The organism is Nonlabens sp., from assembly GCF_047636915.1.
Classification (GTDB): Bacteria; Bacteroidota; Bacteroidia; order Flavobacteriales; family Flavobacteriaceae; genus Nonlabens.
The window spans coordinates 1-12,617 of record NZ_JBLIGN010000074.1 but is presented as its reverse complement, the minus strand read 5'-3'; the positions used below and the strand labels follow the sequence as shown (position 1 = coordinate 12,617).

Annotated in this window: 10 protein-coding genes and 1 pseudogene; 6 read left to right on the top strand and 5 right to left on the bottom strand. The window is 36.4% G+C overall.

The window, feature by feature from the left end:
- A pseudogene (locus ACJAT0_RS10410) lies at positions 1-1,114 on the bottom strand (GAF domain-containing protein); the annotation flags it as partial.
- 111 nt (positions 1,115-1,225) lie between these two features.
- Here ACJAT0_RS10410 and ACJAT0_RS10405 point away from each other — a divergent pair.
- Entirely contained in the window at positions 1,226-2,347 is a 1,122-nt protein-coding gene (locus ACJAT0_RS10405) for a redoxin domain-containing protein (protein ID WP_415181601.1), read from the top strand.
- 5 nt (positions 2,348-2,352) lie between these two features.
- Here the strand turns inward: ACJAT0_RS10405 and ACJAT0_RS10400 are convergent, their stop codons facing one another.
- The gene (locus tag ACJAT0_RS10400; protein WP_415181600.1) at positions 2,353-2,988 is read right to left on the bottom strand and encodes a rhomboid family intramembrane serine protease; all 636 of its coding nucleotides are present in this window, start codon (positions 2,986-2,988) and stop codon (positions 2,353-2,355) included.
- 48 nt (positions 2,989-3,036) lie between these two features.
- On the opposite strand from ACJAT0_RS10400, the gene ACJAT0_RS10395 reads away from it, so the two are divergent.
- A complete protein-coding gene (locus ACJAT0_RS10395) occupies positions 3,037-3,948 on the top strand; it encodes a lysophospholipid acyltransferase family protein (protein ID WP_415181599.1) in 912 nt (303 codons plus the stop codon).
- Here the strand turns inward: ACJAT0_RS10395 and glmM are convergent.
- Positions 3,908-5,302, bottom strand: coding sequence for a phosphoglucosamine mutase (gene glmM / locus ACJAT0_RS10390; RefSeq protein WP_415181598.1), 1,395 nt, complete (start codon positions 5,300-5,302; stop codon positions 3,908-3,910). The genes ACJAT0_RS10395 and glmM overlap by 41 nt on opposite strands.
- A gap of 220 nt (positions 5,303-5,522) precedes the next feature.
- Here glmM and ACJAT0_RS10385 point away from each other — a divergent pair, with 220 nt between their 5' ends.
- Positions 5,523-6,110, top strand: coding sequence for an ACP phosphodiesterase (locus tag ACJAT0_RS10385; protein WP_374002216.1), 588 nt, complete (start codon positions 5,523-5,525; stop codon positions 6,108-6,110).
- Positions 6,111-6,596: 486 nt separating this feature from the next.
- Here ACJAT0_RS10385 and ACJAT0_RS10380 read toward each other — a convergent pair whose 3' ends face one another.
- Positions 6,597-7,634: a threonine aldolase family protein gene (locus ACJAT0_RS10380; protein ID WP_415181597.1), complete on the bottom strand. Its 1,038-nt coding sequence runs from the start codon at positions 7,632-7,634 to the stop codon at positions 6,597-6,599.
- A gap of 209 nt (positions 7,635-7,843) precedes the next feature.
- Here ACJAT0_RS10380 and prfB point away from each other — a divergent pair, with 209 nt between their 5' ends.
- The 3 genes from prfB (at position 7,844) to ACJAT0_RS10365 (ending at position 12,252) form a co-directional block, all read left to right on the top strand.
- A complete protein-coding gene (gene prfB / locus ACJAT0_RS10375; RefSeq protein ID WP_374002219.1) occupies positions 7,844-8,950 on the top strand; it encodes a peptide chain release factor 2 in 1,107 nt (368 codons plus the stop codon).
- Between the two features lie 71 nt (positions 8,951-9,021).
- Positions 9,022-11,454 carry a TonB-dependent receptor domain-containing protein gene (locus ACJAT0_RS10370; protein ID WP_415181596.1) on the top strand — a complete coding sequence of 811 codons (2,433 nt, stop codon included), beginning with the start codon at positions 9,022-9,024 and terminating at the stop codon, positions 11,452-11,454.
- Between the two features lie 300 nt (positions 11,455-11,754).
- Positions 11,755-12,252, top strand: coding sequence for a hypothetical protein (locus ACJAT0_RS10365; protein WP_415181595.1), 498 nt, complete (start codon positions 11,755-11,757; stop codon positions 12,250-12,252).
- A 54-nt stretch (positions 12,253-12,306) separates the two neighbouring features.
- Here ACJAT0_RS10365 and ACJAT0_RS10360 read toward each other — a convergent pair.
- A partial coding sequence (locus ACJAT0_RS10360; RefSeq protein WP_415181594.1) for a protease complex subunit PrcB family protein occupies positions 12,307-12,617 on the bottom strand: 311 nt, incomplete at its 5' end.

Below are 12,617 nucleotides of genomic sequence, written 5' to 3'. Positions count from 1 at the left end.
TCAGCGCAAACACCTTTTTACTCACGATCTCTAATACGCCTATTAATTTTTTAGACTTAGTTATAGGATAAAAAATAGCACTTTTAAATCCATTTTTCAAAAGGTTATCCGTTAGAAACTTATTTTCTATTTTTGAAGCATAATTTTCTACGTCAGTTATAATAAGTGGTTCAGAATTTATAATCAATTGCTGATAGCTGTCTGAGCACAAAGTGGTATCACAGTGCCTTTCCTGGCTTTCTCCTAGAATGTAACTCTCTGAAGCACTGTAAAGGTTTGATTCAAAAGTTTTTTCAAAATGATCAAATGAAGTAAAACCTACCTTTAAATGTTCTAAATTAAAGATATTCCTAAAAATACTTTCAATCTTATCTGTTTGATTTGTTTCCGTACTAGAAACGTCTAATAAAATAGTTTTTAGATCCGAAATAGCAGCATCAATGGTTACATCCGTAAATGTTATGATCCCAAATCCATGAAACGTATAGCTTCCATCAGGAAAATTATGTTTCCATAATTGTTTATCATCTGGTGAACGCAGAAGCTGTTTGATATCATTTTCAGATAAACCGTGGTCTTCACTATTTAATTCTATGTCTATAAAATCTGCGTTATAGGTAACTCTATAGGTACGATCAGTACCTTTGATATCTGGAATAACAACCAGCAAAGGTCTACTGATATCTATGGATTTATGATAATATTTATCAAGAATAATAGCACAAGACATTCTAAACGTGTCAAAAGAGTCATTGGGCATGATGTCAAAGTGGAAATCATCTCCCGCATCTTTAAGTAAGTTTTTGAGGCGTTCTGTTTTATTAAAAATATGATTAGAAAAGGGTACTGTTGCAGCTTTTATCTCGTTGAGTGTCAAAGCCGCAGGGAATAGATCTGACAACAAAACATTTATAGAGTCTTCATAGGTATGCAACTCATCTTCTTTTATGCCAGATACCAACTCTTCATTATCATCTGCATACCTCAGTATAGAAGAAATGTATAGCTTTTTAAAATTATTCACTTCATTTTTTAACCTTTCCTTATATTGATCCACCACTTTTTTAAAAGTAAGATTCACTAACATATGATCACGGTTTTTTCTATCCTCCATAATTCAAAGATACTTGATAAAATAAAGCTCTTAAAATTACTGTCCTAAATTTTGATTTTTTTAACCCATCTGGTACCTAAAATTCAATTATTTTAGCATAAAACCAAAGTAATGAAGTATTTATTGATCTTTTTATCTTTTATAGCTGTGAATCAGTGTAATGAAAAAACTAAGGAAACTCATTTCATAGAAGGCAATGCTAAAGGAGTAGCAAATGGTATGCGTGTATATCTTAACGATCTGGACAGAAATGGACGTACGGTAGCAGTAGACACAAGTATTGTCATGGAGGAAAAATTCTATTTTGACAAAAAAGAACAACTAAATAGTGAAGAAATAAGGTTTCTGACCTTAGACGGTAGTGCCGGTAACTTTATTGTTCTAATTCAAAATGAGCCACTTAAAGTCAACCTTAAAAAAGATTCTTTATTTAATAGTGATGTAGTAGGGAGCACCTCTAATGAAGAATTAAAGATATTTAAAAAACGGCAAACTACATTTGCTGCTAATTCGAGAACATATAGCGGTGAAAGAACGGCAGCCTTAAAAACCGGTAATAACGCTGCGGCGGCAGCTGTTACTGCAAAATGGTCAACTGCTGAAGATGGTTTCAAAGCTTACGCAACTGAAATGATCACTAATAACAACTCTAGTGTGGTAGCGCCTATGATTTTAGGTGAACTGCTCAATAGTAAACTATTGGATGCAACCGCATCTAGAACGATTTTTAATCAATTTGATCCACAGGTACAGCAATCTGTAATGGCGGTAAGGATAGATGCTTTTCTCAAAAAAGCAGAAGCTGTCACTATAGGGGCAAAAGCTCCAAATTTTGAAGGAACTAATCCAGAAGGTAAGGTCATAAAACTTGATGAAGTCTTAGGTGAAATTACTTTAATTGATTTCTGGGCCTCCTGGTGTGGACCTTGTCGTAGAGAAAATCCTAATGTTGTGAGTGCCTATAATAAGTATCACGACAAAGGATTCAATATCATCAGCGTTTCTCTAGATAAAAAAGGAGGTGAAAACGCTTGGAAAAATGCCATCCTCAAAGATAAAATGGACTGGAATCATGTTTCAAGATTGATGTATTTTGGACCACTCGCAAAACTTTATAATGTGAATTCTATTCCAGCAACTTTTTTACTAGATGAAAACGGCGTTATTATCGCTACTAATTTAAGAGGAGAACAGTTACACAGCAAACTTGAAGAATTGTTAGGGCCTTCTTAATCCTTTTAATTTTTCATAAACCTCATTAATAAAAATAATACCACAATCGTAAGGGATAGTGCAGCTACAGTTATGGTGTTGGTGTAAATCAAATCCAAATCATATAATAGGGTGATTAGAATACCTGCGACTGCTCCACCGAAGTGTGCATCGTGTCCAATATTGTCTTGGAGCTTTTTCATTCCGTAAAACGAATAAATCAAATATCCTATTCCGAATACCCATCCTGGAATACCAAAGTAAATTCGCATTCCTGGCTCTAGTAGTATCGCACTATAAATGATCCCTGATACCGCACCGCTCGCTCCTAATGCACTGTAGTGGTATTCCTCTTTATGAAATAAGTAACTCAAAATATTTGCTGATAACAGACTGAAAAAATATACGATTAGGTATTTTATACTTCCTAAATTATTAACAACTGCTGGAGAGAAAAAGAAAAGGGTAATCATGTTAAAAAACAAATGTCTTTGATCTGCATGTAAGAAACCACTGGTGAAAAATCGCCATTTCTCACCACGTTGAATACCTGCTATATTAAAAAGGAATTTTGCTTTAAATCCGTAATCTTGAAATCCTTTAAAGCTAATGATAAGGTTGATCGCTATTATTATCGCAGTGACTACATCTATATGATACATGAATAAGTTTATAAGATACAAGATAGTATATTTGCCTAAAATTAGTCCATGCAGGCAGTTGCTTTTTACCTTATTTATCCTATTCTTTGGATTATTTCTCGATTACCGTTTCCTATTGTTTATTTGATAAGCGACTTTTTCTATTTCATCACGTATTACATAATAGGCTATCGTAAAAAAGTTATCAAAAAAAATCTTACCACTGCTTTTCCTGATAAAAGTGACAAGGAAATTACCAGACTAGCAAAGAAAAGCACACAACACTTTTGTGATATTTTTATAGAAATGATCAAGTCCATGGGAATGAGCAAAAAATCCATGAAAAAGAGATTTACTTGCAGCAATCCTGAGATGGTGAACACTTTTGCGAAAGCAAAACAACCTATTGTTGCCCTATTCGGTCATCAAGCAAGTTATGAATGGACAATGGTATTAGATGACGTAATTGATTATAAAGTTTATGCCATATACAAACCTCTCAAAAACAAAAAGTTCAACGACCTTATTGTAGGTATCAGAAAAAAATTCAATAGTGAAATGGTAGCCATGAAAGAAGCGACCTCTTTTATGAGTAAATCAGCACAAAGTGAGGCTGCTCTATTTGCTTTAGTGGCAGATCAATCTCCTAAATCTGGAAATGCTCAACACTTTACTAATTTCTTCGGTGTGCCTAGTGCAGTTTTTAAAGGTGCAGAGCGTATTGCAAGAGAATATGGTACTCCAGTAGTTTTTCTAAGAATTAATAAGGTAAAACGAGGTTATTACGATACAGAATTTGTAACCATCGCAGAGAATGGTGCCGAGACCGAAGACTGGTTTATTACCGACACTTTTTTCCAGCTGCTTGAAGAACAAATCATCAAGCAACCAGAATATTATTTGTGGTCTCACAAAAGGTGGAAATCTACTATAGGGAGTACTAAGCGTGCTGTTGAGCTATCTCCTCGAGTTCAGCGATAAATTGCAGCGCTAGATCATCAGCTGTTTGTTGCGTGGGTGCTTCTGTATAAATGCGTATAATCGGTTCTGTATTTGATTTTCTCATGTGAACCCATCGGTCAGCAAAATCAATTTTGATACCATCGATACTCGTTACCTCTTCCGATACGTATGTCGCATGAATAGCTGCAAGAATAGCATCTACTGGCATTCCTTTAACCAATTGTACTTTTTTCTTACTCATAAAATAAGATGGGTAACTGGCTTTTAATTCACTTACTTTCATTTTCTTTTCAGTAAGTAAAGAAAGGAACATCGCCACACCTACTAAGGCATCCCTTCCATAATGTGACTCCGGATAGATAATACCGCCATTTCCTTCACCTCCTATAACAGCCTCTTTATCTTTCATTTTTTGCACCACATTCACCTCACCTACGGCAGCTGTAAAATACATACCGCCATGCTTTTCAGTTACATCTCGCAAAGCTCTTGAGGAGGAAAGGTTAGAAACTGTATTTCCTTTTTGATGACCTAATATGTAATCGGCACAAGCAACCAAGGTGTATTCTTCCCCAAACATTTCTCCATTTTCATCCACAAAAGCAAGTCGATCCACATCTGGATCTACCGTGATTCCGAAATCTGCTTTATGTTCTTTTACCGCTTCACATAAGTCTCCTAAATGTTCTTTTAGAGGTTCTGGATTATGAGGAAAGAGTCCCGTAGGTTCACAATATAATTCCACAACTTCTACTCCTAGTGCTCTGCACAGCGCTGGAATAGCAATACCACCTGTGCTATTTACACCATCTACAACCACTTTAAAACCAGCCGCTTTTATGGCGTCTATCTGTGTTACTGGCATATCCAGTACCATTTGAATATGTCGATCTATATAATCATCAATACACTGTACTTTTCCTAGATCGTCAACTTCAGAATAATTAAAGTCTTCTTTATCGGCGCTGTCTAGAATTTTCTGTCCTTCTGCACCGTCCAGGAATTCTCCTTTGCTATTCAATAGTTTTAAGGCATTCCATTGTTTCGGATTGTGACTTGCGGTAAGAATAATTCCGCCATCTGCATGTTCATGAGTTACTGCTAGTTCTACCGTGGGCGTTGTACTTAATCCTAAATCTACGATATGACATCCCATACCTATCAAGGTATTTTGCACTAAAGCCTGTATCATCGAGCCACTTAATCTGGCATCTCGTCCTATCACTACCTTAGGAGCCGCTTTTCCAGAGTTTTCTTTGATCCATAAAGCATAAGCGCTAGCAAACTTCACAGCGTCTAATGGGGTAAGATTATCACCTGGCGCACCACCTATCGTGCCTCGTATTCCTGAAATAGATTTTATAAGAGTCATTAATTATTAGTTTACGTTTATAGCAAAAGTAACCTATATAAAAAGTCTTTATCCGTAAATACTATTCCTAAATTAAACGGAATGGAACAAACCTCTTTTTACCCTTTCTATTGTAATAGATCATTAAACCCTAAACATATTAGCCTTTATTTTTCTACCTTGTGTCCAGAGAAATTATCCTTCTTTTCTCCTTAATTTAAAAGTAAAACTGGCTTAACTCATGAATTATCTCGCTCACATTTACCTTTCCAAAGAAGACAAAAAATTGAGAATAGGTAATTTTATTGCTGACTCCGTTAAGGGAAAAGATTTTAGTGTGTTTCCAGACCGAGTCGCACAGGGAATTATACTGCATAGAGAGATCGACACCTTTACAGATACGCATGCAGTTGTGCGACAAAGTAAAGATTTAATCCGAGAGAAATACGGACACTGGAGCGGTGTTATTGTAGATATTTACTACGATCATTTTCTTGCTGCAAACTGGTCAGATTTTCATGAAATACCATTAGAAGACTATGTACAAGAGTTCTATAAAGATTTAAATGATGCGCATTCTGTATTGCCTAAAAGAGTGCAGAAGTTCCTGCCGTTTATGGTAGAACAAAACTGGCTGTACAACTACGCTACGGTAGAGGGCATTTCAATAATTTTTGAACAAATGAATCACAGAACCAAAGGGAAAAGCAACATGAACCTCGCTCCTATTGATTTGATCAACAACTACAGGGAATTAGAACAGCATTTTAGACTCTTTTTTGAGGATTTAAAAAAATACACAGAAGAACGTATTTTAGAATTGCAATAAAAGTTCTATTTATAAAATACGTGTACCCCTTATAATACCGCTTTCGCGAAAGCAAATTGAAAAAGGAGCCTCCAGATAAAAAATGACTGTCTTTTAGTGAGGATATTTTAAAAAAAGCTGCGGTAATTACTTACCGAATTGCACTAAAATAGAACCCTACACTTTTTGACATAAGGAAGATAACGAGATCCCTTTCTAATGAAAAAAGACAACCAAGCTTTCACTTCAATTGTTATGAAAAAGATATAGAAGCTCCTATAGCTCTGTAAATTCAAAAAAAAGGTCTGAGACTAGGAAATAAAACTTTACGAATAGGTGATAATGATTTGGTAGGTCAAAGCTTATTTGGCCTATAAACTCGACTTTCCAAACGCTGCTTCTCACATAACAAGATGATCAATGTTAGCTGCTGCTACTTCTTTCCTGCGAGGTACGTATAGTTCTAAACCTGATCTTTTAAAGCACAGGATAGATAAGTCCAGCTGCTTATGCCTTCCCAATTAAAAAACTATGCTCCTTAAAATCTTTAAAATATTGCAGGACTGTCAGGTGATTATCTTGGGTATAATCTAAATGGGTCACGAGTCTCAATTTACCTTGTCCCATATTACTGATGATCAAATTTTTTGAAACACAATACTCCATAACGGCTTTCTCATCTTTTACCTCAAAAATGACAATATTAGTCTCCACCGGTTCCACCTTTATCACATAATCAAGAGATGCTAGTATTTTACCCAACTCTTGCGCCCTAGCATTATCTTCTGCTAGTCGATCAAAATTATGGTCCAACGCATAAATGGCAGCTGCTGCCATAAAGCCTATTTGTCTCATTCCACCACCCAAAACTTTACGCACCCGCATTGCTTTTTTCATAATCTCTTTCTTACCAATGAGAACAGTTCCTAAAGGTGTTCCCATACCTTTAGAAAAACAGACAGAAATGGTATCAAAGTGTGCTCCGTATTCTTTAGGATCTTGTCCGGTTGCCACTAAGGCATTCCACAACCTTGCTCCATCCAGATGCAAACCCAATCCATGTTGTACACAAACGGCTTTTATTTCTTTAAAAGTCTGCATTTCATAGCAAGCTCCACCGCCTTTATTAGTCGTGTTTTCTACGCATACTAAAGAAGTTAAGGAACTGTGGTAAAAATCTGGCGGATTGATAGCCGCAGCTACTTGAGCAGCAGTTACCATACCTCTAGAGCCATCTATTAATTTACAAGAAACACCACTATTAAAAGAAACACCGCCACCTTCATAATTATAGACATGTGCATATTTGTCACAAATCAGCTGCTCACCAGGTTGTGTGTGCATTTTAATAGCAGCCTGATTTGCCATACTTCCTGTAGGAAAAAACAGCGCATCATCCATACCAAATAGCTCTGCCACTCTTCTTTCTAACTCATTTACCGTTGGATCTTCCTTATATACGTCATCTCCTACTTCAGCTTGGAACATGGCTTCCATCATTCCTTTTGATGGTTTTGTTACCGTATCACTTCTTAAATCTATCATGTATTAATATTATAATTAGGCTTTTGTACTGCAGTACTTATATACTTCTATCCAAACAGCTCAAGTACGCACAATGCGAGCAAATGCTGTAAAAACGTCAGGAGTTCTACGTTCCCTATGACGAGATAAAAATAATATCTATACTACATACAAGCATGGATAAAAGCAATTAATTTAATTCTATTTTTGCAATTGATGAAAATGACATTATGATCACTGCCGAACAGGTTAAAGAATTACAAGAACGCGTTCAAAAATTAAAGGATTATCTACAAATTGATGCCAAGCAAATTGAGATCACTAATCTAGAAGAGAAAACCTTCTCACCAGATTTTTGGAATAAGCCTAAAGATGCAGAAGTGATCATGAAACTATTGCGTAATAAAAAGCAATGGACTACTGATTATGCTACCGCTGTAACCTTTACGGAAGATCTTGAAGTCCTCTTTGAGTTTTTTAAGGAAGCTGAAGCCAGTGAAGAAGACGTGATGGCAAAGTACCATGCCGCAACCGACCTTATTGAAAAACTAGAGTTTAAAAACATGCTTTCTAACGAAGGTGATGATATGAGCGCTGTACTTCAAATCACTGCTGGTGCTGGTGGCACAGAGTCTTGCGATTGGGCAGAGATGCTTATGAGAATGTACATGATGTGGGCAGAAAAAAACGGTTATAAAGTTAAAGAACTCAACTTCCAGTCTGGTGATGTGGCTGGTATAAAAACAGTAACCTTAGAACTAGAAGGAGATTATAGTTTTGGCTGGTTAAAAAGTGAAAACGGTGTTCATAGACTGGTACGCATCTCACCATTTGATTCTAATGCAAAACGTCATACTTCTTTTGCCTCTGTTTATGTGTATCCGCTAGCAGATGATTCCATAGAGATAGACATCAACCCAGCAGACATCAAATGGGACTTTGCTCGATCCAGTGGTGCAGGAGGACAAAATGTAAATAAAGTAGAAACCAAGGCTATTCTTACTCATTACCCATCTGGGATCATCATTCATAATTCTGAGACACGGTCTCAATTAGAAAATCGTGAAAAAGCGATGCAAATGTTAAAGTCCCAGCTTTTTGAAATAGAATTGCAAAAACGCAATGCTGCCCGGAAAGAAATAGAAGCTGGCAAAATGAAAATAGAATGGGGTTCTCAAATACGCAATTACGTATTGCATCCTTATAAATTAATTAAAGACGTAAGGACAGGTCATGAAACGGGTAATACAGACGCCGTTCTCAACGGAGATTTAGATGCTTTTCTTAAGGCTTTCTTAATGGAAGATAGCAAAGAGACCCCAAGTAACGAGCTTTAACTTAAGTTTAATAACCTCCGGTTAACCCTTTAAATAGCTTAGCAGTCTAAGAAGAAAACCTATAGACTGTTATGAAGAAATTTCTATTTTTACTAGTACTCATTTCCTCGGCATCCAGCTATTCGCAAAATACTCTTCCTATTACTGTAAAAGGGAAGCTTATTGACAAAGATTCTGGAGCTCCCTTAGAGTTTGCTACTGTATCCTTTATCAGTGCTCAACCAGATCAACTTCCTCAAGGAGGTGTTACCGATTCAGAAGGTAGTTACCGAATCAGCGTTTTACCAGGAACCTACACCGTAAAATGGGAATACATCACATTTAAAAGTATTAGTAAACAGAAACAGGTCCTTACAAAAGATAAAGATTACGGGGTTCTTTCTTTGGCACAAGAAATCGCAAAGCTTGATGCGGCTATAATTGTTGCAGAGAAAACAACCGTAGATATCAGATTGGATAAAAAAATCTATAACATCGGTAAAGATCTCACCGTACAAGGCGGCACGGCCAGTGATGTTCTTGACAATGTGCCTTCCGTTTCTGTGGATGTAGAAGGAAACGTTGCCTTAAGAGGAAACAATAGTGTACGTATTCTAATAGATGGTCGACCTAGTGCCTTAGTTGGTTTTAGTGGTGCAGAGGCCTTACGCCAAATTCCATCAGAAGCTATTGAAAGGATTGAAGTGATTACCTCACCAAGTGCCCGATATGACGCAGAAGGGACTGCGGGTATTCTAAATATTATCCTGCGCAAAAACCGTATCATAGGTTTTAATGGCTCTATTAATATGAATACGAGTTATCCTGAACGTTATGGAATCTCCACTAACTTAAACTTTCGTACCACCAAGTGGAATCTTTTTACCAATACAGGTTACCGATACAGGACTTCTCCTGGAAATGCTTTTACCAGCATCGAATACAAGTTTCCTGATGCCCCACCAACTGATACCGCTTTATTAGGAGTGGATGAAAGTCGTAATTTTGACCGTTTAGGAAGGAGTTATTTTACCAGTTTTGGAGCTGAATATTTTATTAATGATGACAGTAGTATTCTCGCTAATGTAGTCTATCGTTTAGGAAATGATAATGATGTGAATACGAACAACAATCAGCGTTTTTTTTCTGATACGGCTCTTAATGAAACTAACTTAAGAGAGGAAAAAGAAGCTGAAGATGAAAATGATATTCAATTTTCTTTAGATTATCAAAGCGATTTAGATGAAAATGGACAAAAACTGAAAGCAAGCGCACAATTTTCAACATCTAGAGAAGATCAGGAATCAAATATCCTACAAACTGAAATTATCTCCAATACCATCAATGACCTGGAACGTGTATTAGAAACAGAAGATGAAACAGAAGCTTTGGTACAGGTGGATTGGGAAAAACCAGTTGGTGAAGACATTCAGTATGAAGCGGGCTATAGAGGTAATTACAGAGATATTTCCAACAGTTTCTTCTTTGAGGAAAGAGAAGAGTTCCCAAATGGACCTTTAGTTCCAGACACAACTTTAAACAACACCTTTAGTTATAAAGAGTTTGTGAATGCTGTCTATGGACAATACGGTCAAGAGTTTGGCAAATTTTCCATGCTTGCTGGTTTACGATTTGAGCAAACCAATATTTCTATCCATCAGGAAACAACAGATGTGACCAGCAAAAAAGAATACAGCAGTTTGTTCCCTACATTGAATTTAGGTTATGAGATACAAGACGGTGAGAATTTTACTCTAGGATATAACCGAAGAGTACGTCGACCGAGAGGACGTAGGTTGAATCCATTTGCAGGTAGATCAAGTCAAAACTCCTTTTATCAAGGGAATGTAGATTTAGATCCGACTTTTTCAAATCAAGTGGACTTAGGCTACTTAAGACGGTGGAAAAAATTGACCTTAAGTACATCCCTTTACTTTAATCGCAGTACTGATAATGTAGAAACTATTGAAACTACGAGGTTAGTAGATGGAAATCAAGCCGTTTTTAGATTTCCAGTGAATCTTTCTACAGAAGAGCGATTAGGCTATGAGCTTACCCTTACCTATAGACCTTTCAAATGGTGGACCATCAATAGTGATGTAAATGTGTTTAGGGTAGAAACTGATGGAGACTTTGAGGATCTAAATTTTGACTTTGTAAACACCACCTACTTTTTAAGATTAAATCAAAAATTTGAGCTCCCTGCCAAAATTGATTTTCAAACACGTATCAATTACCGCGGGGCATCAGAAAGTGCACAAGGCTCTCAAAACGGCATTACTACCATAAATCTTGCAGCTAGTAAAGAGATTTTAATGGGGCAAGGTTCCCTTACACTTAATGTGAGTGATTTGTTAAATGCAAGACGTCGAGAATCTTTCACCAATACTCCTAGCTTTATTTCTAACAGTAGGTTCCAATGGAGAGAGCGTCAAGTAACCCTTTCATTTATATACACCTTTAATCAAAGAGATAAAAATAAAGAGCGAGGTGGTGAAGGTGAAGAATACGAATTTGAAGGATAGACTGCCTTTTTATAAAGGGTAAATGATTTGATAACAATGATGAAAAACAAAACATAATGGTACTGCTATCTCTATAGATTCTCGCAAATTTCCATAGATAGAACAACAGATGAAATTGGATTTTGTCAATAGGTTTAATCTGTCCAACAAAATGAAGGAATTGAAAATAGCGTCGTTAACAAGGACTTCATTGCCAAGTTTTATTAAATAATACTAAGATGTTATACTATATAAATTAACATAATAGAAGAGTGGTCCTTCCTTTTTTATCCTGATATTTATATAAAAAATACTGGGTTAATGAAAAATGTAGTTTTTACTCTTCTTATGGTAATGGGAGCAATTGGATCAGCAAATGCACAAGAAATTTCTAAAAATGCGATTGGTATTCGATCTGGAGACGGAGGTGGTTTTGGTACTGAAATATCATACCAACGAGCCTTAGGAGCTAACAATAGATTGGAAATAGATTTGGGTTATGAAAGCGGTAAAAACTTTGACGGTTTTAAAGCAACTGGACTTTATCAATGGATATGGAGTCTAGAAGGTAGTTTTAACTGGTATGCTGGTGCTGGTGGCGGTTTAGGCACCATTAGTCTGGACAATAATTTTCCTGGAAGAGATCAATTTACCAATGATTCTGAAAGCTTTTTCTTTGCCGCCGGACAAGTAGGTATAGAGTACAGTTTTGATATTCCCTTATTGCTTTCACTAGACGTTCGTCCAGAATTCTATTTTGGAGATTTTAGGGATGGAAAGGATCTAGACATTGCATTAGGTATCAGATACCTGTTCTAAGTCATCTCTATAGGAATAAAAAAATGGCGACCAGAAATGATGGCCTTTTTCTATTTACTTCTCGGATACTCTAATGCTGATATGCTGTGCTGGTTGATTTGCCAGTATTACTATACCTGGAGTAGTCATGCTCATAGTAACTAGTGCATTTGGTAAAGGTTTTATATAATAAAATTCATATGTGTGCTGTTCCAGGTTATACCTGGGCGATGAAACACTATATCCTCCCGTATTTTTCTGTCCCATAGCCACGACAATTACTGATTGGGTAGTAAAATCTACCTTTGGAGTTTCAAAACCTGGAGATCGAGTTGCATTCAGAACTGTATAAAATTCTTTCAACTTTTCCTCCGTATCAATAATCA